Origin of the sequence: Pseudomonas sp. KUIN-1, assembly GCF_009176725.1 — a bacterium.
GTDB lineage: Bacteria > Pseudomonadota > Gammaproteobacteria > Pseudomonadales > Pseudomonadaceae > Aquipseudomonas > Aquipseudomonas fragariae.
The window spans coordinates 2,615,616-2,641,251 of record NZ_AP020337.1 but is presented as its reverse complement, the minus strand read 5'-3'; the positions used below and the strand labels follow the sequence as shown (position 1 = coordinate 2,641,251).

The following is a 25,636-nucleotide window of genomic DNA, read 5'->3' as shown; positions in this document are numbered from 1 at the left end:
TGCCTTCCTGAGAAAGTTCTTTTGCCTCTACCTATACAATGGCAACGTGAAGTCAAGCTGTTTACGGTAAAAGTGGGCACCCGGTTATCGACTCAAGGATTATTAGCCGGATGCCCAGCGACACAAATCAGCGCCGCGGCAATTTTTAAACGCTTTGTTACTACGTTTGTACGAAAAGTCGGACTCCGTGGATCCGGTGTTAGGCCTCTACCTGAAGTGATCCGCTTGGAAGCTTTGGGCCTGAGTTGACGGTGTATCACACAATTTTGGTTTTCGAACGAAATGTAACAAGCTAGAGCTGGAGCTCAATTCTTTTGAGACTTCGCAGATGCAATCAAAGTAAGATGTTCTTTAACCGCATCTAGATCTATAAAATGGCCTTGGGCAAACTGTATGAAAAAACCAATAATATATTGCGTAAGATATTGGAAAGCCGCTATAGGCAAGCACAAGTAACCTAGCGCAGCAGCAAATCGGTACTCTCTCGTTCCTTTGTCATAAGCCGAAAGAAAAAGCGCCATACCATGATTAAACACATGCGATGAATATGACGTTGCAGGCGTATAGGCCGGATAAATAGCTGAATGATCGTCCTTCGAGAAATATCGACCTCGAAGATGAGCCGAAATCAAGTCAAGCAAAAAATATGGCTGCTTATTGACTACGAAAATTTGTCGCCCATGATTCTGAATTATTTTTAACAGAATAAATCCGGCAAGATAATTGGACTCCTCAGCGAGGCCTTGCAGTTCCGCATAAGAAAGAGGTAGCGGCAGCGAACCGATAGCATATAGAAGAAGTCCGTGTCGCTTATGGTCAAAATCAGAAGATGCGCTAGCCATCGCTTTGATAACGACTGAGTAAGCGTTTACGATTGGACGACCAGATGTCCCATGAAGCGCAGCAAATACAGCATCCATACACAACCAAGGGATGTTATTTGTTGATGAAAGCTCCATCGCGTCATACACTGTGCGATCGACTGCATCTCGAATTGAGTAAACTTCTAGCGGAGCATTATGAGGACCAGGGTGGCCCACGGACGAATTATGAAGTATTAAATTTAGTGCACGAAGAACATGCCCATTACGAGACCGGATATCCGAAGCTGTCGTGCGATAGAGCTTACCTGTATCAGTAACTCCCATCATCATAAAGCTTTCGTGACTAATCTGCTCAATCCACTCACTCAGACCTATTTTTGTAGCTGAAGGCAAGATAAATTTAATACCTAAGTCGAGAAAACCTTGAGCCAAATCAGTAACAGCAAGGTAGCTGATACTGTACGCATCTAGCACTACGGAATAAGGCTCTTCATTGCCATTTGCATACAGAAGTGATTTAGGAATACAGATATCTGTCCAACAATTTAGTGCAGCCTTAAAAGCATTATCCGAGTAAAGCCCGTGACCTCGCATGAATAGTGGAATGTCTTTTATTGCACGAAGCTTAGATCTCTCTTGATTACCTCGACCCAACTTCTCCTCTAGGAAAGGTACAAGGTCTGCCGGGTCTGATGGGGTCTCCATCATTGCGAAAATATCACTGCCGTCATTATGTATGTGTCTGAGCTCCATCGCCATACGCATGCAAGCAATATAGGGCGGAATACGCTCTTCTACTATGTAAGTGACAAGTCCTAAGTCAAACCTTTCATCAGCTACTGAATTTAGCAGCAACTGACCTAACTGACTAGAGCCCTTCAGCGTGCACTCGCTCACAGCAAGATGGTCTTCAACGATTAGCTTTGTACGCCTAACACCCCCTTGAGTAAATTGAAGCGCTGCCAAGCATTGCGGCATTGTGGGCGAAATACTGATATTAGTTTGGCCGCCCATACTTAAGCCGAAATAAAAATCAACAAAATCGATTGCTAGTTCTTGGGGGTTTTGAATGAACCAGTCCACCCACTTAGCCTCAGCGCGTTTAAAATTACCTGCCCTAGCCATAAAAAACAGAATTGCTGCTGCTTCTCTAGAATGATCCAGTAACAGCAAGTCCGAAACTCGTGCATGAAACGCGCGTTGCTCTTCAAGGCTACTATACTTGTCGCGCAGATAACAGCCTCGGTACCAGCAGTAAGATGAGCGTGGCGCAAGTTCTATCATTTGGTCGCTGATTTTTAGGGCGGATGAGACATCCCCCATCTTTTCATCTTTTAGGGAGCACAAATTCATTAGCGAAACAGAGGATTCGAAGCCTGTTACTCTAGCCAAGACGTCATCAAATGTCTTGAATTGCTGAGCTTCCAACAAGCATCTGAGATGAGTTACAACAAAACCGGATGGCCAGAGCGCTTGCTGGCCTATCAATTCCGACGTAAATATGAGGGCCTTGTCAGGCAAATTGGCGAAAAAAAGCTTCTCGGCAAGCTCAAAGATTCGCCCAGGTGCAATGTCACCAAGCTCATTGCCCCACTTGGCAGCAAAATCTTGCACTTCCTTAGCCAAAAATCCTCGTTGCAATAAGTCGTCATTCTGTTCTGCTGCCCTGAACGAACTAGCGAAGAGTCGAGCAAACGAAATTTCTTTTTCTGATATTTCACTTACCTTAATATCGCCCGTCAGCCATTCAGTGATTTGAGCGGGAGTCGCAAGATGGATAAAAGGAATCAGCTGATCAACAGTATGGCTGCTTGCAGCTAAAAAACTGCTGCACCATGCATTTCTCTCTTTAGGACTTTGCTGTGCGGCATGCAGATCGCGCTGCCATTTCGTGAGTCCCGAATCATCTCCCCCTAAAGCCTTTATTTGAGCAAAAGTCTCAGAGTGAACAGGTTCTAAGAAATCACAGTACTTTTTAAGCGCGTCGAGCAGTGCACTGGGCACTGCTCCTTGATAACAATTTAGGATAGGGCATGCCATGTCGTATAAGCGTAGGTCTGCACCGTTAGAGCGCTCCAGGAGATCGACAACCTCAATGGTAAGAATGTCGAGCCTTTGCTTTACATCAGGGGTGCACAGCCATAAGTGCCGTTCACATAGCGCATAATTCAGATCCATCGCGCTAGCCAAAACCCGGAGGACTTTGGCGTTGTAGCTAGGATATTCCTCTAGAAGTCGCCCCCCAATGCGGACAGCTATGTCCGTCATTTGCAGCCGGAAGGCCCCCTCAACGATGCCCGTCATCTCTCCTTCAGCCAAGACAAACTCTTGACTTGCAGCCTCGAGCTCTACCTGATCCGCAAAAAAACTTAAAAAAGCTTCTTTGGCGTAAGGGCCATGCTCAGACTGGGATGCATAATGCTTTCTAGCCTCCACCTCTTTTTCGGTTTTGGATGAAAGCCTGAGCATCGCAGCGAGACAAACGTCTTTCACGATAGGGTTCACCGCCGCCGATGCGATCCTGAATACCGTTCCCCATGCCGAGCCTTGACCTCCGGACTCAACTAATTCGCCATAGATTGAAATAGCGTCCAACAATGCATCGGTTTCTTGGTCCTGATGAGCCATTGACTTCAAGATGCTCATCTGAATCTTCGCTCTTTCCCGGTCCTTCTTACGTAGGCTCTCGAACACCATTTCCATAGGCTTGATGAAGTTATCCGGAGCTAACGCCTTGATAGTTATAAAGATTTTATCACGGACATTATCGCCACTTCCGCTGTGGTTCTGTTCAATAGTACTCAACTGACGCTACCCCATATAATTCAGCTGATGTTTTTGTTACCAGCAACATTATCACCACTGCCGCTGTGGATTTGGTTAACAGAGTTGATTTGAGATGGCGCGACCAATGCTACCTGCGTATTGATGTCACGAACCATTCCCTGAAAAACCGGTGATGCATCCAGGCGTCGATTAATGGCCAACTCGCTCATTTCATCATTCACTTCGAGCTTGGCGAGTTCAGCAGCTACCGCCTCAGCCAGCAAGTCGTCTTTAATCCAGTTACCTAATCGTTCTTTGACTGTCTGAGCTGTGAGCGAGAGGCCATTTTTGAAGACGTCATAGGCCGAGTTCGCAATAATGCTAGTAGTGATGAAGTCCATAGCGTTCGTATTCCTTCAACTGACATGATTTTAGGTGGGTATAGGCCCTTTAACTCAGCGGGCTAGATGCCAATGTACGCCAATTTGAGGACTTCTGTAAGTATAAGTGCAATATATTTTTAGTGAGTCAGCTACTCACGTAGGGCAATGCTGAGGACTAAAAAATGCTATCCAGCGCTACACCGTGCCCTCATGACATAGCCCAGCGTCAATATCTTGATGGGTGCCTAGCTGCATGGCCCTTCCTCCTCAAAAATTTTATACTTGCTTGAGAACTCGACATTTTCACGTAGTGACGGTCCACAAGAAAAGTTTTGCACGTAAATCTCCTATTCTTTTTACAAACACCGCTATCTCTGAGAATAATCTTGATGAACGAGAGCGTACAGAAACTGCGTATTTTCTAAACCGTGACGAAATGCACCAACAACTTGCAACGCGCTACCAAAATCAAACTTTTAATAAGCACGCAAATTGAAAATCAATGCCAAGGATACAAACCCCACCCCTCCAGCAATAAGCTTCTCGTCGACTTCTGAATCTCTATGTTTAATTAGCTATATCAGTTCCAATACATGCATATTTTTATACTTCCGAGTCCGTGTATCTCGCGACAGCAACAAATAACAAGCTTCTCATTCGGGGTTTTGGCAGGTATCTGGTAACGTCTTCCGACTAGAATAGGAATGACAATAGGGTTAGTTCCAACTGGGCCGAATAGATTGGATAAAACAAGTGCTTCTGTTTTGATCTGGAACAGCGATCAAGCTACTCAACTGGGAAAACCCCATCCACCACGAACAAAGCCTGCCATGGGGCGAGTACAACTTCGTCACGGTCGACCGCAAACGCTTGATGATCATCACGCACCGCACGGACGTCACTGTCGGCTTCGAGGCCCGCTTCCAGCACCAGGTACTGTTCAACAAGTACCTGAATTTCCTCCACACCGTGCTCCCGCCCACGGCCGAGTTCACCGAAAAAGCCTGGAAGTGGTAGCACACCCAAGCTAACGTACACACCGAAATTCAAGCCACACCCACCAAGGCCTCACCATGATCCAGATCCGCCCCATGACACCGGAAGATTTCGAGCGCTTCTGGCCCACCTTTCAGGCTGTCGTCATCGCTCAGGAAACCTACGCCTACGACCCTGCCCTCACTCAGGAGCAGGCTCGCGATCTGTGGATGAAGGCGCCGCTGCACACGCTGATTGCCGAGGAAGATGGCCAGCTGTTGGGCAGCTATTACCTGAAGGCCAATGCGGCAGGCCCGGGCAATCATGTGTGTAACTGTGGCTATATGGTGACGGACGCGGCGCGAGGGCGCGGTGTGGCGCGGTTGATGTGCGAGCATTCGCAGCAACTGGCGCGCGACAGCGGGTTCCTGGCGATGCAGTTCAATTCGGTGGTCGCCAGCAATGAGGTGGCGGTCGGGTTGTGGAACAAGCTGGGTTTCGAGACGGTCGGGCGGTTGCCCAAGGCTTATCGTCATGCCCGATTGGGCCTGGTGGATTGTCTGGTGATGTTCAAGTGGCTGGCTGATGACCCGGTGGCCAAAGAGCCTGCGCAGCCCAAGCTGATTGGCCGCAAGAATATCGAATCCGTGGTGTCGCGTCCGCGTCGAACATAAGCATGACGCGCACATGAAAACGGGGCCTGCTCAGCATGAGCAGGCCCCGTTTTGCATTACAGCTCGGTGCTTATTTGCCAGCCCCCATGTCGGGCTGCTTCTGCAGCAATACCCGAGTCACTCGGCGCTCTTCCACACCGACGACGTGCAGGTTCCAGCCCTGCCAGCTGAGGCTGTCGCCGGTAGACGGCAGGCGATCCAGCAGGCTCATGACCAGTCCGGCCAGGGTCTGATAATCCTCGGTCGCCTTGGCCTGGAAGCCGGTGCGCTCGCGAATCAGGCTCAGGTTCAAGGCACCCGATACCACGAAGTCCTCGCCCTGCTCGACGATGTCCGGGCCTTCCACTTCGCTGGCGTCAGGCAACTGACCGGCGATGGACTCGAGAATGTCGGTCATGCTCAACACGCCGATGAAGTCACCAAACTCGTTGACCACAAAGGCGATGTGCGTCGATTCCTTGCGCATCTGCTCCAGGGCATTGAGGATGGTGAAGCTTTCCAGCAGGTTGATGGCCTTGCGCGACATCAGTTTCAAGTCGGGCTCGTTGCCGGACAACAGCTCTTTGAACAGCTCTTTCTTGTGCACGAAGCCCAGCGGCTCATCGATACCGCGCTCGCCAATCAGCGGCAGACGCGAGTAGGACGAGTGCATCAGTTTCAGACGGATCTTTTCGGCGCTGTCGTTCAGGTCGATACAGTCGACTTCCGCCCTCGGCGTCATCACCGTGCGAATCGGCCGCTCTGCCAGCTGCAGTACGCCGCTGATCATCACACGCTCACGACGGTCGAACACCGGCTCGCTGCTTTCACCATCCAGCATGTCGGTGATTTCCTCATCGACGTCACCAGACTCCAGCTTGCGACCGCCCAGCAGGCGCATCACCGCGTGGGCTGCCCGCTCGCGGCGCGGCAGGTGGCCATGGGCCGACTTCTTGCTGCGCTTGCGGGCGATCTGGTTGAACACCTCAATGAGGATCGAGAAGCCGATGGCCGCATACAGATAGCCCTTGGGAATATGGAAGCCCAGGCCTTCGGCGGTCAGGCTGAAACCGATCATCATCAGGAAGCCCAGACACAGCATGATCACCGTCGGGCGGCTGTTGACGAATTTGGTCAGCGGCTTGCTGGCAATCATCATCAGGCCGATGGAGAAGATCACCGCGATCATCATCACCGACAGGTGCTCGACCATGCCGACGGCGGTAATCACCGCATCCAGCGAGAACACGGCGTCCAGTACGACGATCTGCGCAACGATGGGCCAGAACAACGCATAGCCCGCGTTACCGGCGCGCTGGGCGACGTGGCCTTCCAGCCGCTCGTGCAGTTCCATGGTGGCCTTGAACAGCAGGAACACACCACCAAACAGCATGATCAGGTCGCGACCGGAGAACGTCTTGCCGAACACCTCGAACAACGGCTCGGTCAGGGTCACCATCCACGAGATGCTCGCCAGCAGGCCAAGGCGCATGATCAACGCCAGCGACAGGCCGATGACGCGCGCCTTGTCGCGTTGTTCAGGGGGCAGTTTGTCGGCCAGGATGGCGATGAACACCAGGTTGTCGATGCCCAGCACCAGTTCCAGCACGATAAGGGTCAGCAGGCCAAGCCATGCCGTGGGATCAGCGATCCATTCCATGGGTTATGCAGCCTCACGATAAAAATGGCAGGAGTGGTTATTGGTCACTGTAGACCAGACACCATGGCTGAACATCAGGCATGGCGTTGCAGCGTCAGGACGCGAAGGTCTGCCGGAATCCATACAGTGCAAGAGGTTAAGTAGAGAGACGTTCGAATGAAGCGGTCTGCTCGGTAACAGTGAAATCACCGGCCAGCCATACGCGATGGAACGAGGACAACTCGGAGGCTCCTGGAGGGTATTCATACAGTCCTGAAAATCAATACGGGCGCTGATCGTACAATACCCATAGATGTTTCGTACGTTGAGAAAGTATTACAAGACTTGACCACGGAGCATGCTGCTTGCTGAGCAGCAAATGAGCACGGGGCGACGTTTTGTCACACCTCCAGGCACTACCAGTTGTCTGACAACAGAATGGCGCGGGTAGATGCGCCAATCCATTTGTTTTAAAATGTTTCCATAACGTCAGGCATGCGCAGTGCTTCTCGCGATCCGTTTCACATCGCCCTTCACTGCTCGCCTGAACAGAATCATAAAAAGAAAGCCCGTCATAGACGGGCTTTTTTCGTTTTCAGCTTTTGCATCCGATGTCCTCGACGGCATCAGGGCAACCCGTTTTCTTGACCTTTGAGGTGATTTACCCATGCTGCGCATCGTTGTTGTTCATTTGTTCCAGTGGCTCAAGCGTCTGTCGTCCGCGCTGTTCTTCCGCAGCGCAGAGGACAACTATTCGCGCAGCTTCACACGCGAAAACGATGACGAAGGCCGCTGGACCTTCGTTTCGATCGTCATCGTTCTGACCCTCAGCCTTTATTGCCTGGCTGGCCTGGGTTACTACGCCAAGACCAATATCTGGGACGGCTTCACTCAGGAGCAGAAAGAGAACATCGCGCAGGCCATGGTGGTCAGCTCGCAGAATCTCTGAGAGGCACTGGATTCGACCCAACGGGGGAAGCGAAAGCTTCCCCCGTTTTCGTTTCACCGGTTTGTCATGAGGCGGCTTGTCATGAAGCGGCTTTTCTGCGAGAAAGCCCGCTTGCGCCAATGACAGAGCGCGCAGCAACCGGAAGCATCGCAATGAGCAAAGAATTACAGATTACCGATCTGCATATCGGCGAGGGCAAGGCAGCGGTAAAGGGTGCGCTGATCACCACGCATTACACCGGAACTCTTGAAGACGGGACTGTGTTCGATTCCTCCCACGAGCGTGGCAAGGCGTTTCAGTGTGTGATCGGCACCGGTCGCGTCATCAAGGGCTGGGACCAGGGCCTGATGGGTATGAAAGTCGGCGGCAAGCGTCAATTGTTCGTCCCTGCCCACCTGGCCTACGGCGACAGAAGCATGGGCGCGCACATCAAGCCCGGTGCCGACCTGACGTTCGAAATAGAACTGCTGGAAGTGCTGACCCGCGACGATTGATCAGCTTGCCTTGCAGATCAGCCTGCATCGGCCGATACCCTGACACACAGGCACACGCCTGATTGCTTGTTATCGCAGAAAAAGCCATGCTCCGGGTATGGAATTCAAGGTCTTGGCACAGGAACACGTATGGCGCTCAATAAGTCGACTCAGGAGCTGAAGCGACACCTGAAAGGGACAGCAACCAACCTGGAAAACACGGCGGAAGAAATTCTCAAACTCGCCTCACAGATGAACGATGTGGATGTCACCGCAGTGCTGCAGATGGTCAACCGTCTTTACAGCGATGCCGACCAGCTCAAAGCCTATGCTGATGAGGTCAAGGCCAAGCGAATCGTGCGCGCCAAGCCGCTGTAAATCGCTGCGTTCAGACGCGCGTTCTTCGCTCCAGAGGGCCTTCGATGCTGCCACAGCCCGCCACTTCCAGCGTCAGCCCCAGGCACCTGAGCATGCAGAAATGGCGTGGCCGGGTCGGTATGGGGCTGGTTGCGAGCCTGTCGGTTCTGGCCGGCATGACCGATGCCATCGGCTTCATGGCCACCGGCGACTTCGTTTCGTTCATGAGTGGCAACACCACCCGGCTTGCCGTCGCGATCAGTGATGGCGACCTGAGCGTGACGGTGCGTCTGACCCTTGCAATCCTTGTTTTCATTGCCGGCAACGCGCTGGGCGTGGTGGTTGCGCGCCTTGGCGGGCGGCGCGCCCTGCCCCTGCTGCTGGGCATCGCCACGCTGCTGTGTGCCGCTGCCGCATGGCCACTGGAAAGCAATATGCTCGCACTGATCTGGGCGATTCTGGCCATGGGCATGCTCAACGCCGCCGTCGAGCAGGTCAACGGGCTGCCGGTCGGCCTGACTTATGTAACCGGCGCGCTGTCGCGGTTCGGTCGTGGCCTGGGTCGCTGGATGCTCGGGGAACGCCGGGACGGCTGGCGCGTGCAACTGGTCCCCTGGGTGGGCATGTTCATCGGAGCGGTGATAGGCGCGCTACTCGAGCATCGCCTGGGGCTCAACGCCCTGCTGATCAGCGGCAGCCTGTCGGCATTGCTGGGGCTGGTTTCGCTGAAAATCCCGCACCGCTGGCAACGTCAGTACATGCCACGCTGAACCCTGCGATGCCCATCTGCTGAAATACGTTTACCATACGCCGCTTTTCCTGACTGACCTGCGCCATGACCCCTGAAGCACTCGCGATTCTGCACCAGCACCTGATCGACGCGTTGAACAACGTTCCGAATGAAACCCGCCGCCTGTTTCACGGCCGTGGTCGTGTATGGCCGGGGCTGGAGCACATCACCGTCGACTGGATGCAGGGCGTGGTGCTGGTCTCGGTGTTCAAGGAGCCTCTCGAATCCGAGCTGGCAGCATTGAAGCAACTGTTGCACGCGTTGATCGACACACCCCAGTGGCAGCAGAGCCAGGCTCACACCCTGCTGCTGCAACATCGTTATCTGCCGCAGAGCACCACGCAATGGCTGACTGGCGAGGTCGTGGATGAATGGGTCATCACCGAAAACGGCCTGCGCTACAAAGTCGATTTCGGCAAAAAGCAGAACAGCGGGCTGTTTCTGGACATGCGCTACGGCCGTGAATGGGTGCAGGCTCAGGCCAAGGGCAAGCGCATCCTCAATCTGTTCGCCTACACCTGCGGCTTCTCGGTCGCCGCCCTGGCCGGGGGTGCCGACCACGTCGTGAATCTGGACATGGCCCGTGCTGCGTTGAATCGCGGCCGCGAGAATCATCGCCTCAATGATCAGGACCTCAGCCGCGTGACCTTTCTGGGCCATGACCTGTTCAAATCCTGGGCCAAGGTCACCCGCTGCGGCCCTTATGACCTGATCATCATTGACCCGCCGTCCTTCCAGAAAGGCAGTTTCATGCTCGACAAGGACTACCAGCGTGTCCTGCGCCGCCTGCCGGAGTTGCTGGACGAGAACGGTTCGGTGCTGGCGTGCATGAACGATCCCGCGCTGGGACCGGATTTTCTGATTCAGCACACCGCAGTCGAAGCACCTTGCCTGCGCTTCGAGCAGCGCCTGGAAAACCCGCCAGAGTTCCCCGACGCTCGCGCCGAGGGCGGCTTGAAGGCGCTGGTGTTCAAGGCAGAAGGCCTGAGCCGCAGCGGATGGGCGTAACGAAAGAAGACCGACAGCCGCTTCGAAGCTGAACAGGCATCCTGCCTAATCAACCTGCCCGAACACCTGGCTGGGCCGCCGCAACGACGGGTCGAACGGGTTGATTCTGGCACTGATGGCCGTGGCTTCGCGCTTGAGCAGTTCGACCACGGTCATCAGGCGATCCGGCCCCAGCCGGTCGGAGATGGTCGCCACACTGAGCGCAGCCACCGCACGACCGCTGCGGTCCAGGATCGGCACTGCCAGCCCGGCCATGCCCGGAAGCGCACCGGTGTTGCGCCCGGCGTAGCCCAGGCGCCGCACGTTTTCCACCTCCGAACGCAGAAACACCTCGTCGTACAGGTGAAAATCCTTGAGCCGTGGCAGGTTGTAGGCAATGACCGTTTCCCGCTCGTCCTCGGGCAGAAACGCGAGAATCGCCAGACTGCCCTGCCCGACGCCCAAGGCAACACGGCCGCCGATGTCGCCGGTGAACGTGCGTATCGGGTACGGGCCTTCGCTGCGGTCCAGGCAGATCGCGTCGAAACCGCTGCGTGCCAGCAGAAACAGCGAGTCACCCAGTGAGGCGGACAGGCGCAAAAGGCTTGGGCGCACCACGTCACGCAGGTTGCCGGTATTACCCGCCTTGGCGGCCAGGGCGAAGAACTCGATGCTCAACCGATAACGTTTGCTGAGCAGATCCTGCTCGACCATGCCCTCCTCCATCAGGCTACGCAGCAAGCGGTGTGTGGTGGGTTGCGACAGCCCGACACGCTGGGCGAGTTGCGTGACCCGCTCACCGCCTTCATCACAATCGCCCAGACAGCGCAGTACCGCGAACAGCCGGGAAACGGCTCCCACTCCGACCTCGGCCTTCACGTTATTCCGATCAGTGGAATTATCCATGACAATATCTCTTTATATTTCCACCAAAAGAATTAATTCAAAGAAAGATGTTATTCAGTGAAATTCCTTGTTGAGCCCATCCTAGCCTTCGCCCTACTCTCAGTCCACAGGGGCGATTTGAACAATCATCGGTAGCCGACGCAGAGCGAGCGCCAACGTCCACAGAACTGCATGACTTCATTTCGCATCTGCCCATGACAAACGCGTGCTTCGGCGCGCATGCACAAAGGTGGAAGCAGGCATGGCATTTCTGCAGCTCGAAGGTCTCTCCAAACGCTACGGCTCCATTGACGCGGTGGTTGCCACCAACCTGGCCGTCGACAAGGGCGAATTCGTTTCACTGCTCGGCCCTTCCGGCTGCGGCAAAACCACCACCCTGCAAATGATCGCCGGTTTCGTTGAAGTCAGTGACGGGCGCATTGTGCTCGACGGGCGCGACATCACCCACGCCAAACCCAGCAGCCGAGGCCTCGGCGTAGTGTTTCAAAGCTATGCGCTGTTTCCGCACATGACCGTGGCCGACAACGTTGCATTTGGCCTGCGGATGCGCAAGGTGGCTGCCGCCGAGTTGCACCCGCGTGTCAAACGGGTGCTGGAGCTGGTGCGCCTCGGTCAGCATGCCGAGCGCTACCCGCGCGAGCTGTCCGGTGGTCAGCGCCAGCGGGTCGCATTGGCCCGCGCACTGGTAATCGAGCCGCCAGTGCTGCTGCTCGACGAGCCGCTGTCCAACCTGGACGCCAACCTGCGCGAAGAGATGCAGTTCGAGATCCGCCGCATTCAGAACGAAGTCGGCATTACCACGCTGATGGTCACCCATGATCAGGCCGAAGCCCTGTCGATCAGCGATCGGGTGGTGGTGATGCAGGCCGGTCGTATCACCCAGATCGACGAGCCATACAAGCTCTACGAACACCCGCGCACACGCTTCATCTCGGGTTTTGTCGGCAAGGCCAACATGTTGCAGGGTGATCTGGACAGCAGCGGCATTCCGCAGATTCGTCAGGTGCCCGGCGATGGCAGCCTGACCCTCAGCCTGCGTCCCGAGAAGATCGATCTGGTGGCGCCTGGCTGCGGACGGCTGTCCGGGCGCATCGTCACGCGTTATTTTCTCGGCAGCCAGTGGCTGTATCGGATTGAGACCGGCATTGGCGAAGTGACGGTAGTACGTCGCAACGACGGCCAGGCGCCGCTGGAACAAGGCGCGGCGGTCGACATGGACTGGCCCGACGAGTTGCTGCGCGTGCTGGATGCCGACGAGGTGCGCGCATGAGCCTGCTGAGCGAAATGCGTCAGGGCGGCCGCGGCTATTGGCTGTCAGCTCCGGCGCTGGCGTTGTATATCGGCTTGCTGGTGCTGCCGCTGGGTCTGACCCTGGTGCTGTCGTTCAACGTGTTCGACTATCAGGTCGGGGTGAAAAGCGACAGCTACACGCTGGCCAACTATGTGGCCGTGGTCACCGACTCGTATTTCTATGAAATCTTCCTGCGCACCTTCTGGATCAGTGCGCTGGTCACCCTGCTGTGCGTGCTGATCGGCGTCCCCGAAGCCTACATTCTCAGCCGCATGGGCACGCCGTGGCGCTCGATCTTCCTGATCCTGATTCTCACGCCGCTGCTGATCTCGGTGGTGGTCCGGGCGTTCGGCTGGAGCCTGCTGCTGGGCGCGGACGGTCTGATAAATCAGGTCATCCAGTTCATGGGCGGACGCCCGGTGAAACTGCTGTACACCCCGTTTGCCGTGGTCATTGCGCTGGTCCACGTCATGTTGCCGTTCATGATCATTCCGGTCTGGACCTCGCTGCAAAAGCTCGACCCCACCGCCGAGCAGGCCGCGCTGTCGCTGGGCGCCAGCCAGGCGAAAGTCATGCGCCTGATCGTGCTGCCGCAGGTCATGCCCGGCGTGCTGTCCGGCTCGCTGATCGTGTTCGGCCTGGCCGCCAGTTCGTTCGCCATTCCCGGCCTGCTCGGCGGACGACGTCTGAAGATGGTCGCCACGGTGATCTACGACCAGTACCTCTCGGAGTTGAACTGGCCGATGGGCGCGACCCTTGCCGTGGCGCTGCTGTTGGTCAACCTGCTGGTCATGCTGTCCTGGAACCGCATGATCGAAGGCCGTTACAAAAAAACTCTGGGGGAATGATCCATGTCCAAGAACGGTCCGTTGGCCCTCTCGTTTCATGCGCTGGTGGTGATTTTCATGATGGCTCCGCTGGTGGTGGTGTGCCTGGTGGCGTTCACCCCGGAAAACACCTTGAGCCTGCCCACCACCCACTTCTCGCTGCGCTGGTTCAAGGCCGTCTTCGAGCGCGCCGACTTTATCGATTCGTTCTACAACAGCCTGATCCTGGCGTTCGTATCGGCGACGCTGGCCACCCTGATCGCAGTGCCCGCCGCTCTGGCAATCACTCGCCATACATTCCCGGGCCGCAATTTTTTCAACGCACTGTTTCTCTCGCCGATCATCATTCCGCACCTGGTACTGGGGGTGGCGATGCTGCGTCTGTTTGCGCTGATGGGCGTGAACGGCAGCTTCACCTGGCTGATCTTTGCCCATGTGCTGGTCATCACGCCTTACGTACTGCGCCTGGTACTGGCAGCGGCAATTGGCATCGACCGCAGCGCCGAGCACGCCGCCGAGTCACTGGGGGCCGATCGTTTCACGCTGTTTCGGCAGATCACCCTGCCAATGATCCTGCCCGGCGTGGCAGGCGGCTGGTTACTGGCGTTCATCAACAGCTTCGATGAAGTCACGCTGTCGATCTTCGTCACCTCGCCCGCGACCCAGACCCTGCCGGTGCGCATGTATGTCTACGCCACCGAATCCATCGACCCGATGATGGCCGCCGTATCGGCACTGGTCATCGCCCTCACCGCCGCCACCATGATCCTGCTCGACAGGGTCTATGGGCTGGATCGCGTGCTGGTCGGCAAACACTAACCGGAGCTTTGACGTTATGGCATTGCTGAAACGACTGACCGAACATGACCGCCCGGTTCTGCCCTTTACCCTTGACGGCCAACCGGCCAGCGGTTTGTTGGGCGACACCTTGCTGACCGCGGTACTGACCGCCAGCGAACACTTGCGCGGCAGTGATTTCAGTGCCGAACCTCGCGCCGGTTTCTGCATGATGGGCGCCTGTCAGGACTGCTGGGTAAGGCTGGGTGACGGTCAGCGCGTGCGTGCCTGTTCAACACTGCTGGAGGCCGGTCAGGCGGTGATTCGTGAACCGGGGCGTTGCGTATGAGCGGTCAGGCCATTGCCATTGTTGGCGCAGGACCGGCCGGCATTCGTGCCGCCCAGACGCTACTGGCCCACGGCATCAAGGCCTGCCTGATCGATGAAGGGCTGCGCGGCGGCGGCCAGGTCTACCGTCGCCAGCCGGACAACTTTCAGCGCTCGGCCAAGGCGCTCTACGGCTTTGAAAGCGCCAAGGCAGTCGCGGTGCACAACGCACTCGACACGCTGGCAGCGCAGATCGACTACCGGCCGCAGACGCTGGTCTGGAACGCCGAAGACCATCAACTCGATACCCTGCAAAACGGTACCGCCGCCACCCTCGACTTCAGCCACCTGATTGTCGCCACCGGTGCCACGGATCGCATTCTGCCGGTGCCCGGCTGGACCCTGCCCGGCGTGTACAGCCTCGGCGCAGCGCAGATCGCGCTCAAATACCAGGGCTGCGCGATCGGTCAGCGCGCGGTGTTTTGTGGCACTGGCCCGTTGCTGTACCTGGTCGCCTATCAGTACGCCAAGGCGGGCGCGAAGGTGCTGGCGGTGCTCGACAGCGCGCCGTTTTCGGCGCAATGCAAGGCGTTGCCGGCGCTGCTGGGCCAACCGGCAACGCTGGCCAAAGGCATGTATTACCGCGCGTGGCTGAGCGCACACGGTATTCCGGTGCATCAAGGTGCGCAGCTGACACGCATCGACGGGGAAAAACGTGTAGATGGCATTCAATGGCAACGTAATAGCAAATCGGGCCACCTGGCCTGTGACGCGGTCGCTTTTGCCCATGCGCTGCGCAGCGAGACGCAACTGGCCGACCTGCTGGGCTGTGAATTCGCCTGGAGCGCGCTGAACCGGGCGTGGCTGCCGACCCGCGATGACTGTGGACGCAGCAGCGTGTCAGGTATCTATCTGGCGGGCGACGGCGCGGGAATCATGGGCGCAGACGCTGCGGAAATGGCCGGCGAACTGGCCGCGCTCGGGCTGCTGCAAGACATCGGTGTGGTCGCAGACACCGCACGTATCGACACGCTTAAAACTGCCTTGCGACGCATCGAACGCTTCCGCCACGGGCTGGAAACCGCGTTTCCGTTCCCTGAGGACTGGGTCGCCAAGGTAGCGGATGACACGCTGGTGTGCCGCTGCGAAGAAGTCTCTGCCGGCGAGATTCGCAGTGCCGTGCAGGACGGTCATTGGGAGATCAATCGGGTCAAGGCCATGTGCCGGGTCGGTATGGGTCGCTGTCAGGGCCGGATGTGTGGTCTGGCAGCGGCAGAGATCATCGCCCGCGAGAGCGGCCGGCCCGTCGAGCACGTCGGCCGACTGCGCGGCCAGGCGCCGATCAAGCCGCTGCCCTTTGGTCTGGGGATGCAGCCCGTGGAAAAGCAATCGGTGGAGACGCAACCATGAGCACACTGATTGAAACCGATGCAATTGTCATCGGCGGCGGCATTGTCGGTGCCTCGGCAGCCTTGACGCTGGCCCTGAAGGGCAAGCGGGTCGCCTTGCTGGAACGCGATTTTTGCGGGTCGCACTCCAGCGGTGTCAATTACGGCGGCGTGCGGCGTCAGGGTCGTCCATTGTCGCAGTTGCCCTTGTCGCAGCGGGCGCACCAGATCTGGGGCAACCTGCGCGAGCTGATCGGCATCGACGGCGAGTATCAGCGCTCGGGCCACCTCAAACTGGCGCGCAGCGAACAGGACATGAATGCCTTGCGCGCCTACGCCGAAGCCAGCCAGGGATTCGGCCTGGATTTGCAGTTGCTTGATCGCGATCAACTGCGCGCGCGCTATCCCTGGGCAGGCGATGTCGCTGTCGGTGCATCGTTGTGCGCCGACGACGGGCACGCCAATCCACGCCTGGTCTCGCCGGCCTTCGCCCGCGCTGCACGCCGGGCAGGCGCGCTAGTGTTCGAGCAGGCGCCGGTCAGCGACGTCAGCCACGACGGTAACGTTTTCGTTGTCAGCACCACCAGCGGCCTGACACTGCGTGCCACCTGGCTGCTCAACTGCGCCGGGGCGTGGGCCGCAGCGCTGGCCGCACAATTCAACGAACCGGTGCCGATGTATTCAGGGTACCCGGCAATGCTGGTGACCGAACCGCTGCCGATGTTCATGGACGTCAGCACCGGTGTCGAAGGCGGCGGCATTTATGCCCGGCAAGTGGCACGCGGCAATTGCGTGCTGGGCGGCGGACAAGGCTTTGCCCTCGACCCGGCGCGCGCCAGACCGGGACAGGCGGCGGTGCTGGATATCCTGCGCAACGCCGTCGAACTCTATCCGCCACTCGCCGGCGCCCAGGCGATCCGCACCTGGAGCGGCACCGAGGGCTATCTGCCGGATCGCGAGCCTGTGTTAGGCCCGAGCCTGAACCGGCCTGGCCTGCTGCATGGCTTCGGTTTTGCCGGGGCGGGCTTTCAGATCGGCCCGGCAGCGGGTGAAGCGCTGGCCGAATGGGTCTGCGACGGCGCCTCACGGATCTCGCTCGATGCCTTTTCCATCGGCCGCTTTCAGCAAATCGTCCTGCAACCCCCTGCTATCGAACCTGTTACCAACGTCATCCCATTGCACAGAGGACGGTCGTCAATATGAAAAGCACCAAACGTCTGGCCCTCGCCGGGCTGTCCTGCCTGCCGCTGGCCGCCGCACTCCTGTCAACGCCAGCGCTGGCCGAAACCACGCTGTATCTGGGCATGAACGGCGGGACCATGGAGCGCCTGTATGCCGATCAGGTGCTGCCGGCTTTCGAGAAGGCCAACAACGTCAAGGTGGTGATCGTGCCTGGCACGTCGGCCGATATCCTCGCCAAGGTTCAGGCGAGCAAGGACAACCCGCAGATGCACGTCATCTTTCTCGACGACGGCATCATGTACCGGGCCATCTCCATGGGCCTGTGCGACACGCTGCAACCCAGCGCCAGCCTGGCCGACCTGCCTGCCAAGGCCAAAATCAAGGAACAGGCAGCAGCCGTCAGCCTGGGTGTGACCGGCCTGGCCTACAACACGCGGATGTTCAAGGAACAGGGCTGGAGCGCGCCCACCTCGTGGATGGACCTTGCCGACAAACGTTTCAAGGACAAGGTGGTGTTCCAGTCACTGGCCTCCTCGACCTTCGGCCTGCATGGCTTTCTGATGTTCAACCGTATCCAGGGCGGCAGCGAGAAAGACGTCGAACCCGGCTTCAAGGCCTGGCCGAAAACCATCGGCCCGAACGTGCTGGAATACATCGCCAGCTCGGCGAAGATCTCGGAAATGGTCCAGACCGACGAAGCCGCCCTGTTCCCGCTGACGCCGACCCAGGTCACCGCGCTGAAGATCAAGGGCGTACCGGTGGAATACGCATCGCCCAAGGAAGGCGGCGTGGTGTTGAACGTGGCTGAATGCGCGATAGCCAACAACAACCAGCCGGAGCTGGCGCAGAAGCTGGCCGCTTATCTGCTGACGCCGGAAGCACAGGCGCCTGCGCTGGAGTTCGGTGACCAGATCCCGTCGAACCCGAAAACCCCGACCACTGACAAGACACGCAGTCAGGTCGAGGCCATGGAGAAGTATCTGGAAACGGCGGTGACCATCGACTGGGATCAGGTCAATCAGATCCGTCCCGAGTGGAACGCACGCTGGAGCCGCAGTATCGAGCGCTAGGCCTCGGCGGCGGCACCGAAAGGCATCGCCGTGCGTAAAAGACGCACGCTGATTGCCATCCGGCAAATTATTTCAACTTATTACCGTGCACGGGAGTCCCACCGTTACGCCCTCTTCTTCGGGCGCATTTTGACGGTGGTTCTTTCTCTATGAGTTTTATTGTCTGCATGGGCGTGCTTGGCGTGCTGTTGATGCTATTGGCGCTCACTTCCTCTTACCTGCGCTGGATGCCAGTGACCACATCGGCCGTGTGCCTGGGATTCGGCTTCGGCATCGGCCCGATGGGCCTGGATATCGTCGATCTGGATTTCGAGAAGTCCTACGAGTGGCTGGAACGCCTGACCGAAGTGGCGGTGCTGTTTTCGCTGTTCGGTACAGGTATCAAGTTGCGCCTGCCCTTACGCGGCAAAGCCTGGCATTCAGCCTATTGGCTGGCCGGGCCGGTGATGCTGGCGACCATCGCTGGCGTGACTGTCGCAGGGCACTACATCATCGGCCTGGACTGGGGCGTGTCGTTGTTGCTCGGCGCAATGCTGTCGCCGACCGACCCGGTGCTGGCCGGTATGGTCCAGGTCAACAATGCCCAGGATCAGGATCGCCTGCGCTTCGGCTTGTCCGGCGAAGCGGGCCTCAACGACGGAACCGCGTTTCCATTCGTGATCTTTGCCTTGCTGTACCTGAGTTCCGGGGGCGCGATGAGCGACTGGGTCCAGGGATGGCTGATCAAGGACCTGATCTGGGCGGTGCCGGCCGGTTTGTTGATTGGTTACGGCATGGGCCGCGGCGTCGGTCATCTGATGATCTTTCTGCGCATCAAGAACGCCGACAGCACCACCTCGCCCAATGATTTTCTGGCGCTGGCATTGATCGCCCTGGCTTACGTAGTCGCCCAAAGCGTCGGGGCCTTTGGCTTTCTTTCGGTATTTGCCGCCGGGTTCGGGCTGCGTCAGGCCGAGGTACGTGTCACGCGTTCAGAGCTGCCGTCCGAGCACGTCGCGCAGCCAGTCCTCGGGCATATGACGTCATCCCTCGAACAGGGCACGGTCGCGCAGGTCGACGACATGAGCGATTCGCAACTGGCTGCCGGCGTGATGATGGGCGATATGCTGGCGTTCGGCAGCCTGGTGGAGCGCGCGATGGAAGTCCTGCTGATCACCCTGCTGGGCGCGGCGCTGGCGATGTACTGGGACTGGCGCGCCATCGGCCTGGGCATTGCACTGTTTTGCGTGATTCGTCCTGCCAGCGTCTGGCTGCTGGTGAGTCGTCGCCTGCTCAACGTCAGACAAAAAGCACTGGTTGGCTGGTTCGGCATTCGCGGCATCGGCAGTCTTTATTACCTGTGCTTCGCTTTGTCACATGGTCTGGCACACGACGTCGGCCATGTGGTGATCGGCATGACCCTGTCGGTTGTCGCGCTGAGCATCCTGGTACACGGCATCAGTATCCAGCCTTTGCTGGAGCGATACGAGCGCAGTGCTGCCGCCAGTCCTGACTGATCGGCCATCAAGGCAAAGCGCCATAGAGCGTGTCGATGAGGGTATTGGAACAAGCAATTGGACTGCGGCATTTCGACTCGGTTAGCGTGGCGTCATCCAGCCGATGCAAACGGCGATGCGCGCAGCTACTCTGTAATCCGTACAGGGCACATTGCCAGCCTGCGATCAGGCCTGAAATCGGCACACTGCAATTTGGCTGAACCCTTGTAAAGCACTGGCCTCCAAATCCGGTAATACAGCCCACTTGATTATTTAGAAGGTGAAATGTCAGAACCCGTCCTGATGGACCGCTTTGCACGTAAAGTCGATTATCTGCGCATGTCGGTCACCGACCGCTGTGATTTTCGCTGCGTGTACTGCATGGCCGAAGAGATGACGTTTCTGCCTCGGCAACAGATTCTGTCGCTGGAGGAGATCCTCCAGGTGGCCGAGCGCTTCGTGGCACTGGGCACGCGCAAGATTCGTCTGACCGGTGGTGAGCCGCTGGTACGTGCAGGCGTGGTGGGGCTTTGTGAAAAGATCGCCGCCCTGCCCGGCCTGCGCGAACTGTGCATGACCACCAACGGTTCGCAGCTGGACAAACTGGCTGCCCCGCTGTTCGAGGCCGGCGTGACGCGCCTGAACATCAGCCTGGACAGCCTTGACCCGCAGCGTTTCCGCGAGCTGACCCGCACAGGCGATCTGCACAAGGTAATTGCCGGTATCGATGCCGCCAACGCCGCCGGTTTTGTGCACACCAAGCTCAACTGCGTAGTGATGCACGGCCGCAACGATGATGAGATCAACGACCTGCTGGCGTTCGCCATCGATCGCAACCTGGACGTCTCGTTCATCGAAGAAATGCCGCTGGGCATCATCAGCGAACACAGCCGCGCCGAGTCCTTCTACTCCAGCGATCAGGTGCGCGAACGCATCGCCGAACGTTACACGCTGGTGCCTTCCACTGACTCGACTCAGGGGCCATCGCGCTACTGGCGTCTGGCCGAGGCACCGGAAATTCGCATTGGCTTCATTTCCCCGCACAGCCATAACTTCTGCGGCACCTGCAACCGCGTGCGCATGACCGTTGAAGGTCGCTTGCTGCTGTGCCTGGGCAACGAGCATTCCGTGGATTTGAAAGCGGTACTGCGCGCCAATCCCGGCCAGCCGGAAAAACTCGAAAAAGCCATCATCGACGCCATGCAGCTCAAGCCGTGGAGCCACAACTTCACCCACGACGATGGCGTGCAGGTGGTGCGCTTCATGAATATGACGGGCGGCTGACCGCCGCCCTGAAGGATGACGCCTCATACGAGGCGTTATTTATTTGCCGGCCTTGCGAAAGAACAAAGTGATCTGCCCGACTTCGACACCCAGCTTGGTCATCGACGAACGATTGGCCATGGTCTTCTCGTCGATCAGGTACATCCAGTCATCCAGGCTCACGTCATACTCGGTGCCATCCACCGGCAACCTGAGCACATAGTTCCAGTGGAAGCTGTTGCCCGACACTTCGCCATAGGCCTCGCCGACCACATCACCAGCCGTACCCTTCCAGCGCCCCGGACCATCGGGACGCAAGCGCCACTCCCGGACCTGTTTGGTACCATCGCTGTAGCTGAACGCTTCGTGCATGACCAGCACTTCGCCTTCACTGTGCCCGTCGATCACCACAGTAAAACGCTTGGTGACTTCACCGGAGCGTTTTTGAAACATTCCCCAGGCTTCGACACGTCCGGTGAAGTACTGGCGCAGATCAAGCTTCGGCGCTTCCTGACTGTAACGGGTTACCGGCACACCACCGCAGCCGCTCAGTACAAGCCCCACACACAGCATCAACATCCACTTTCTCAGCATGCGCCCTCCTTGATGGGTCATGAGCCGGTACTGCCGAGCAACTGCTCGCGAAGTTCTGGGTTACGGGTTTTCGGATCAAGCCAGATGGAAAAGAAAGCCTTGGCGAACTGGCTGTCGGGCACCACATGCTGGAGCTTGTCGCCAACATAAAACCGCGCTTCGCGGCCAGGCAGGTAGACGCCGGTAATCTTCATGCCGGGCTGGACGTCGACAAATGACTGGTCCATCTGCTGACGCCATTCAGTCAGTTGCTGTTCGGTCACCTTCGAGCCGGAAATACGTTTGATCTCATCGATACTGGCATCGACCAGATCTTCCCGGTCAATGTCGCGATGGTAAGTCAGTTCAAGTGCCAGTGGCGCGTCTGCCACGAAAGGTTTGACCGGGCTGAGCAACCTGGCGGTATAGACACGAAAGCCGAACAGACTAAGGTCTCCGCCGCCGACGACCTGAGCATTGGGCAATGCCTCACGCCAATCCGCCGAAGCCCCGGCGCTGAGCAACATCACCAACCATAACCATCGTGGCGCACGCATCGGCAACCTCTGTATAGGCACTGCCACGACTTCAATGGCAGGCTGGGAATGAGACGAGTCAGATGCACTGACTCACTCCCGGAATCTATACCAGCAAAATCACTTTGTACAACCGATAAGGTCTTCGCCCTCTCGATGCCGAAAACCAAAAAGCCTGTTCCCGATCGCGGTCGGAAACAGGCTTCAAGACATGCGATGACCTGATCAGGCAACCTGCGAATGCGCCTGCCGACGAGTCTTCTGCCACTCACCTTTCAACGCCTGCAGCGTGTTCTCCATGTAGGCACGATCGGCAGCGGCTTTCTTGCCGACATAACCCTGGCCACGACGGAACATCTTCAGGGATGCGCGCAGTTGCGGGTGCGCATCACGAAACTCGTGCTCTTGCGTGAACGGCGACATGGCGTCGACGCGCACTTCACCGGACTCGGCCACCCAGACGATATGGTTATCCAGCGTGTCTTTGCACGCAGCAAACAGACGAGCCAGTTCATCAATAGTCGGTTGTGTGTTAATATTCATGTTGATGCCCCTTCGCTCATAGACTGTTCGATAATTGATACATCAAGTTCATGCGCCAGAACTTCAGCAACGCAACACGATTGAGTGTGCGTTGAATACCGTTCCAGCCCTCAAGGACATGCAGGTAGCCTTGATGAAGAGCCGCTACACAACGGCATCAGCGTAGAGAGAAGAAGTCACGAAACCCAAAGACCCGGCCCAGGATCGGCAATCGATCCGTTACAAGCATCATGAGGACATTTCGCCAGCTTCTCGCCCTTATCGACGACAAATGCCAGTTCAGCTCCATCAATCTGCCTTGTGGGCAGCCTACATCCGGGAACATCTCGACGGCTTGCCGAGCCTGTTCATCACACCTTTTGCAGCGCTCCCGATCAGGGAGACAGCTGCATAATGCAAGGGCAAATGGAGTGCGTCAACGATTATGTAGTGATTATTTTTAGTCACTACATAATCGTAAGCGGGACGTGGGGTTACGTGAAAAGGTGACTGAAGGGTCATGGCTGACGGACTATCGATGGTGATCAGAGACCGCGGCACGACAGTATCCGCAGACCAACAAAAAGGCCTGAAAACTTTCGCTTCCAGGCCTTTTCACAATACACAAACAGCTTGCTGTCAGCTCACCTTGAAGCGACCGACCAACCCCTGCTGGTGCTCCGCCAGACGCGCGAGTTCGCGACTGGTGACGGCAGTCTGCTCGGCACCGGCACTGACCTGGATGACCAGCGAGTTGATGTCGTCGACGTTACGGTGGATCTCCTCGGCCACCAGGCTTTGTTCTTCAGCGGCCGAAGCGACCTGGATGTTGCGGTCGCTGATGGTCGCGATGCCTTCGGCGATTTCTTCCAGCAGTTCGCCAGCGCGCACGACGTTGCTGGCACCCTCCTGCGCCTTGCCCAGGGTTTCCTGCATCGACGCGGCAGCGCGTTCCGAGCCGGACTGCAGGTTGGCGATCATTTTCTGGATGCTGACGGTAGAGTCCTGAGTCTTCTTGGCCAGATTGCGTACTTCGTCGGCCACCACCGCGAAACCACGCCCCTGCTCGCCGGCACGTGCAGCCTCGATGGCTGCATTGAGCGCCAGCAGGTTGGTCTGGTCGGCGACGCCACGGATGACATCAAGCACCGAGGAGATCGAGTTGCTCTCGCCCTTGAGCTCGTCAATGATCCGAGAAGTCTCTTCAGCCTGCACCGAGAGCTCCTGTATCAGGCCGATGGTGTTGTCGATTTCGGTCTTGCCCTGCACGGTGCTGCTGTTGACGCGCTGCGACATCTCGGCCGCGTCGGTGGTGCTGCGTGCTACATCCTTGACCGTGGCGCTCATCTCGCTGATGGCAGTGGCGACCTGATCAGTGCCCTGGCGTTGTTGCGCCACGTTCTGATTGGTTTGCAACGCCACTGCGGAAGACTGTTCGGCAGCGGTGGCAACCTGCGCCGTGGCGCTGCCGATTTCGCTGATAACCTCACTGATCTGATGCGCCATGTTGTCAAGATTGCGTGAGATCTCGCCAAACTCATCCTTGCCGATATAGCGGGTCCGCGCGGTCAGGTCGCGAGTGGAAAGTGCCATCAGCGTGCGGTTCACATCGACAACCGCAACCTTGATGTTGCGGATGATCACCGACGCCAGCCACAGCACCACGATCAGCATCAGGACAACGATGGCAACCGCCACGTACAGGCTGCTTTGAGCGGAGCTGCGCGCATCCGTTGCCAGGCCGACGACGTTCTGGCCAAGCTCTGCTTCTACATTGGCCATCATGTCGATACGTGCGGTGGAAAGGTTGAACCAGTCTTCCGGCTTGACGTTGAGCGGATCACCCATCGGGGTATCGAAGCCCAGACGTTGCAAGCGGGCCACTTCCAGCGAGCCCGGCTGCTGCATGACATCATTGAGTTTGGTCTTGAATACTTCAGGGGACCAGCGTTGAAAGGCTTCGAGGTAGCCGGAGAACTCTCCGAGGTTACGACTGAAGCGCGATAACAGTGGCGCATCAAAGCGGTTCTGGTTGAACGCCTGAACGAGCAGTACGCGCTCGCGACCGGCACGCTCCTTCATATCCACGAACTGGTTGAGCGAACTCAGGCCACGCAGTATTTCCGGATCTTCGATACTCGCTTCCAGCGAATAGGAGAACCCGACGAGTGTTTTGATAACGTCGGTGAACCGCGTAGAGGACTCGGTGTTGTTGATCCCCAGCGTATCGATCTTGAGGCGCAGCGCGGTCAGGTCATCCAGTGCGCGGTAGACTTTGTCGGGGCTGGGAATACCGTCGGTCGACTGGGTGCGCATCTCGCTTATCGCCTTGTCGGTTTCCTGACGAAAGGCCTTCAGCTTATCCTGCATGGACTTGCCGCCGCTGCCCAGAAACACGCCGCTGGCGCCGCGCTCACGCTGAATGGTGGTGACCACGTTACTCAGTTTCTGTGCAACCGCGGTGGCTGTCACCGCGCGCCTCATATCACCGAGATTTTCGCTTTTGTCAGCAACGAACAGACCTGCGAAGGCCAGGAAGCCCAATAGGGGGAATATTAAAATAAGCAGCAGTTTCATACTCAAAGGAGCATTTCTAAGCATTGCAGACCTCATGACATGCAGACTTTTCTATAAAGAATATCCAGGGCGTAACGTTCTGTAGCGTCGACGTTTTTTTGTCGCCAGGGACTGTTCGGTAATCAG

23 protein-coding genes and 1 pseudogene are annotated in these 25,636 nt (G+C 57.4%); 16 read left to right on the top strand and 8 right to left on the bottom strand.

Features of this window, described 5'->3' with window-relative positions; all coding sequences use genetic code 11:
* Positions 1-305: 305 nt before the first annotated feature.
* Entirely contained in the window at positions 306-3,629 is a 3,324-nt protein-coding gene (gapS6b, locus tag KUIN1_RS12240; RefSeq protein WP_152091999.1) for a GapS6b family protein, read from the bottom strand.
* A 20-nt stretch (positions 3,630-3,649) separates the two neighbouring features.
* Positions 3,650-3,991, bottom strand: coding sequence for a GapS6a family protein (gene gapS6a / locus KUIN1_RS12235; protein WP_103713375.1), 342 nt, complete (start codon positions 3,989-3,991; stop codon positions 3,650-3,652).
* A gap of 759 nt (positions 3,992-4,750) precedes the next feature.
* Between gapS6a and KUIN1_RS12230 the strand changes: the two are divergent.
* Together KUIN1_RS12230 and KUIN1_RS12225 are read left to right on the top strand one after the other, a co-directional pair.
* Positions 4,751-4,990: pseudogene (locus tag KUIN1_RS12230) on the top strand (permease); the annotation flags it as partial.
* Positions 4,991-5,046: 56 nt separating this feature from the next.
* Entirely contained in the window at positions 5,047-5,622 is a 576-nt protein-coding gene (locus KUIN1_RS12225) for a GNAT family N-acetyltransferase (RefSeq protein ID WP_024651501.1), read from the top strand.
* Between the two features lie 70 nt (positions 5,623-5,692).
* Here the strand turns inward: KUIN1_RS12225 and KUIN1_RS12220 are convergent, their stop codons facing one another.
* Positions 5,693-7,261: a TerC family protein gene (locus KUIN1_RS12220; protein ID WP_004417974.1), complete on the bottom strand. Its 1,569-nt coding sequence runs from the start codon at positions 7,259-7,261 to the stop codon at positions 5,693-5,695.
* A 646-nt stretch (positions 7,262-7,907) separates the two neighbouring features.
* Between KUIN1_RS12220 and KUIN1_RS12215 the strand changes: the two genes are divergently transcribed.
* The 5 genes from KUIN1_RS12215 (at position 7,908) to KUIN1_RS12195 (ending at position 10,817) form a co-directional block, all read left to right on the top strand.
* Complete coding sequence (locus KUIN1_RS12215) at positions 7,908-8,189, top strand: hypothetical protein (RefSeq protein WP_002553776.1); 282 nt, start codon at positions 7,908-7,910, stop codon at positions 8,187-8,189.
* 152 nt (positions 8,190-8,341) lie between these two features.
* On the top strand, positions 8,342-8,683 hold the full coding sequence (locus KUIN1_RS12210; RefSeq protein WP_162496673.1) for an FKBP-type peptidyl-prolyl cis-trans isomerase: 342 nt from the start codon (positions 8,342-8,344) through the stop codon (positions 8,681-8,683).
* A gap of 129 nt (positions 8,684-8,812) precedes the next feature.
* Positions 8,813-9,040, top strand: coding sequence for a hypothetical protein (locus KUIN1_RS12205; RefSeq protein ID WP_003317903.1), 228 nt, complete (start codon positions 8,813-8,815; stop codon positions 9,038-9,040).
* A 44-nt stretch (positions 9,041-9,084) separates the two neighbouring features.
* The gene (locus KUIN1_RS12200; protein ID WP_104653093.1) at positions 9,085-9,789 is read left to right on the top strand and encodes a YoaK family protein; all 705 of its coding nucleotides are present in this window, start codon (positions 9,085-9,087) and stop codon (positions 9,787-9,789) included.
* Positions 9,790-9,854: 65 nt separating this feature from the next.
* Entirely contained in the window at positions 9,855-10,817 is a 963-nt protein-coding gene (locus KUIN1_RS12195) for a class I SAM-dependent methyltransferase (RefSeq protein ID WP_104653094.1), read from the top strand.
* Positions 10,818-10,862: 45 nt separating this feature from the next.
* On the opposite strand, the gene KUIN1_RS12190 is transcribed toward KUIN1_RS12195, so the two are convergent.
* Entirely contained in the window at positions 10,863-11,702 is an 840-nt protein-coding gene (locus tag KUIN1_RS12190; RefSeq protein ID WP_003407563.1) for an IclR family transcriptional regulator, read from the bottom strand.
* Between the two features lie 241 nt (positions 11,703-11,943).
* On the opposite strand from KUIN1_RS12190, the gene KUIN1_RS12185 reads away from it, so the two are divergent.
* The 9 genes from KUIN1_RS12185 (at position 11,944) to moaA (ending at position 21,323) form a co-directional block, all read left to right on the top strand.
* On the top strand, positions 11,944-12,972 hold the full coding sequence (locus tag KUIN1_RS12185; protein WP_011267601.1) for an ABC transporter ATP-binding protein: 1,029 nt from the start codon (positions 11,944-11,946) through the stop codon (positions 12,970-12,972).
* Positions 12,969-13,841 (top strand): ABC transporter permease, encoded by an 873-nt coding sequence (locus KUIN1_RS12180; RefSeq protein WP_011267600.1) that lies wholly within the window; start codon positions 12,969-12,971, stop codon positions 13,839-13,841. The genes KUIN1_RS12185 and KUIN1_RS12180 overlap by 4 nt, the downstream gene beginning before the upstream one ends.
* Before the next feature lie 3 nt (positions 13,842-13,844).
* On the top strand, positions 13,845-14,639 hold the full coding sequence (locus tag KUIN1_RS12175; protein ID WP_003348289.1) for an ABC transporter permease: 795 nt from the start codon (positions 13,845-13,847) through the stop codon (positions 14,637-14,639).
* Between the two features lie 16 nt (positions 14,640-14,655).
* Positions 14,656-14,946, top strand: a complete 291-nt coding sequence (locus KUIN1_RS12170; protein ID WP_003407557.1) for a (2Fe-2S)-binding protein — start codon at positions 14,656-14,658, stop codon at positions 14,944-14,946.
* On the top strand, positions 14,943-16,334 hold the full coding sequence (locus tag KUIN1_RS12165; RefSeq protein WP_103378929.1) for an FAD/NAD(P)-dependent oxidoreductase: 1,392 nt from the start codon (positions 14,943-14,945) through the stop codon (positions 16,332-16,334). Before KUIN1_RS12170 ends, KUIN1_RS12165 begins: the two co-directional genes overlap by 4 nt.
* Positions 16,331-17,515, top strand: coding sequence for an NAD(P)/FAD-dependent oxidoreductase (locus KUIN1_RS12160; RefSeq protein ID WP_152091998.1), 1,185 nt, complete (start codon positions 16,331-16,333; stop codon positions 17,513-17,515). The genes KUIN1_RS12165 and KUIN1_RS12160 overlap by 4 nt, the downstream gene beginning before the upstream one ends.
* Complete coding sequence (locus tag KUIN1_RS12155; RefSeq protein ID WP_111522747.1) at positions 17,512-18,564, top strand: ABC transporter substrate-binding protein; 1,053 nt, start codon at positions 17,512-17,514, stop codon at positions 18,562-18,564. The genes KUIN1_RS12160 and KUIN1_RS12155 overlap by 4 nt, the downstream gene beginning before the upstream one ends.
* 149 nt (positions 18,565-18,713) lie before the next feature.
* A complete protein-coding gene (locus KUIN1_RS12150; RefSeq protein WP_011267596.1) occupies positions 18,714-20,060 on the top strand; it encodes a cation:proton antiporter in 1,347 nt (448 codons plus the stop codon).
* A gap of 264 nt (positions 20,061-20,324) precedes the next feature.
* Positions 20,325-21,323 carry a GTP 3',8-cyclase MoaA gene (moaA, locus tag KUIN1_RS12145; RefSeq protein ID WP_058399083.1) on the top strand — a complete coding sequence of 333 codons (999 nt, stop codon included), beginning with the start codon at positions 20,325-20,327 and terminating at the stop codon, positions 21,321-21,323.
* A 39-nt stretch (positions 21,324-21,362) separates the two neighbouring features.
* Here moaA and KUIN1_RS12140 read toward each other — a convergent pair whose 3' ends face one another.
* The 4 genes from KUIN1_RS12140 to KUIN1_RS12125 all read right to left on the bottom strand — a co-directional run bounded on the left by KUIN1_RS12140 (position 21,363) and on the right by KUIN1_RS12125 (position 25,534).
* Positions 21,363-21,896: a DUF3833 domain-containing protein gene (locus tag KUIN1_RS12140; protein WP_003407549.1), complete on the bottom strand. Its 534-nt coding sequence runs from the start codon at positions 21,894-21,896 to the stop codon at positions 21,363-21,365.
* A 17-nt stretch (positions 21,897-21,913) separates the two neighbouring features.
* Positions 21,914-22,432 (bottom strand): chalcone isomerase family protein, encoded by a 519-nt coding sequence (locus KUIN1_RS12135; protein ID WP_011267595.1) that lies wholly within the window; start codon positions 22,430-22,432, stop codon positions 21,914-21,916.
* Between the two features lie 204 nt (positions 22,433-22,636).
* On the bottom strand, positions 22,637-22,954 hold the full coding sequence (locus tag KUIN1_RS27650) for a hypothetical protein (RefSeq protein ID WP_024639493.1): 318 nt from the start codon (positions 22,952-22,954) through the stop codon (positions 22,637-22,639).
* Positions 22,955-23,572: 618 nt separating this feature from the next.
* Positions 23,573-25,534, bottom strand: a complete 1,962-nt coding sequence (locus tag KUIN1_RS12125; protein WP_046722244.1) for a methyl-accepting chemotaxis protein — start codon at positions 25,532-25,534, stop codon at positions 23,573-23,575.
* Between the last annotated feature and the right edge of the window lie 102 nt (positions 25,535-25,636).

What these genes read in the sequence shown, in the direction of transcription:
- gapS6a (WP_103713375.1), bottom strand. Translation starts at nt 3,991, where the DNA reads ATGGACTTCATCACTACTAGCATTATTGCGAACTCGGCCTATGACGTC.
- KUIN1_RS12225 (WP_024651501.1), top strand. Translation starts at nt 5,047, where the DNA reads ATGATCCAGATCCGCCCCATGACACCGGAAGATTTCGAGCGCTTCTGG.
- KUIN1_RS12220 (WP_004417974.1), bottom strand. Translation starts at nt 7,261, where the DNA reads ATGGAATGGATCGCTGATCCCACGGCATGGCTTGGCCTGCTGACCCTT.
- KUIN1_RS12215 (WP_002553776.1), top strand. Translation starts at nt 7,908, where the DNA reads ATGCTGCGCATCGTTGTTGTTCATTTGTTCCAGTGGCTCAAGCGTCTG.
- KUIN1_RS12210 (WP_162496673.1), top strand. Translation starts at nt 8,342, where the DNA reads ATGAGCAAAGAATTACAGATTACCGATCTGCATATCGGCGAGGGCAAG.
- KUIN1_RS12205 (WP_003317903.1), top strand. Translation starts at nt 8,813, where the DNA reads ATGGCGCTCAATAAGTCGACTCAGGAGCTGAAGCGACACCTGAAAGGG.
- KUIN1_RS12200 (WP_104653093.1), top strand. Translation starts at nt 9,085, where the DNA reads ATGCTGCCACAGCCCGCCACTTCCAGCGTCAGCCCCAGGCACCTGAGC.
- KUIN1_RS12195 (WP_104653094.1), top strand. Translation starts at nt 9,855, where the DNA reads ATGACCCCTGAAGCACTCGCGATTCTGCACCAGCACCTGATCGACGCG.
- KUIN1_RS12190 (WP_003407563.1), bottom strand. Translation starts at nt 11,702, where the DNA reads ATGGATAATTCCACTGATCGGAATAACGTGAAGGCCGAGGTCGGAGTG.
- KUIN1_RS12185 (WP_011267601.1), top strand. Translation starts at nt 11,944, where the DNA reads ATGGCATTTCTGCAGCTCGAAGGTCTCTCCAAACGCTACGGCTCCATT.
- KUIN1_RS12180 (WP_011267600.1), top strand. Translation starts at nt 12,969, where the DNA reads ATGAGCCTGCTGAGCGAAATGCGTCAGGGCGGCCGCGGCTATTGGCTG.
- KUIN1_RS12175 (WP_003348289.1), top strand. Translation starts at nt 13,845, where the DNA reads ATGTCCAAGAACGGTCCGTTGGCCCTCTCGTTTCATGCGCTGGTGGTG.
- KUIN1_RS12170 (WP_003407557.1), top strand. Translation starts at nt 14,656, where the DNA reads ATGGCATTGCTGAAACGACTGACCGAACATGACCGCCCGGTTCTGCCC.
- KUIN1_RS12165 (WP_103378929.1), top strand. Translation starts at nt 14,943, where the DNA reads ATGAGCGGTCAGGCCATTGCCATTGTTGGCGCAGGACCGGCCGGCATT.
- KUIN1_RS12160 (WP_152091998.1), top strand. Translation starts at nt 16,331, where the DNA reads ATGAGCACACTGATTGAAACCGATGCAATTGTCATCGGCGGCGGCATT.
- KUIN1_RS12155 (WP_111522747.1), top strand. Translation starts at nt 17,512, where the DNA reads ATGAAAAGCACCAAACGTCTGGCCCTCGCCGGGCTGTCCTGCCTGCCG.
- KUIN1_RS12150 (WP_011267596.1), top strand. Translation starts at nt 18,714, where the DNA reads ATGAGTTTTATTGTCTGCATGGGCGTGCTTGGCGTGCTGTTGATGCTA.
- moaA (WP_058399083.1), top strand. Translation starts at nt 20,325, where the DNA reads ATGTCAGAACCCGTCCTGATGGACCGCTTTGCACGTAAAGTCGATTAT.
- KUIN1_RS12140 (WP_003407549.1), bottom strand. Translation starts at nt 21,896, where the DNA reads ATGCTGAGAAAGTGGATGTTGATGCTGTGTGTGGGGCTTGTACTGAGC.
- KUIN1_RS12135 (WP_011267595.1), bottom strand. Translation starts at nt 22,432, where the DNA reads ATGCGTGCGCCACGATGGTTATGGTTGGTGATGTTGCTCAGCGCCGGG.
- KUIN1_RS27650 (WP_024639493.1), bottom strand. Translation starts at nt 22,954, where the DNA reads ATGAATATTAACACACAACCGACTATTGATGAACTGGCTCGTCTGTTT.
- KUIN1_RS12125 (WP_046722244.1), bottom strand. Translation starts at nt 25,534, where the DNA reads ATGCTTAGAAATGCTCCTTTGAGTATGAAACTGCTGCTTATTTTAATA.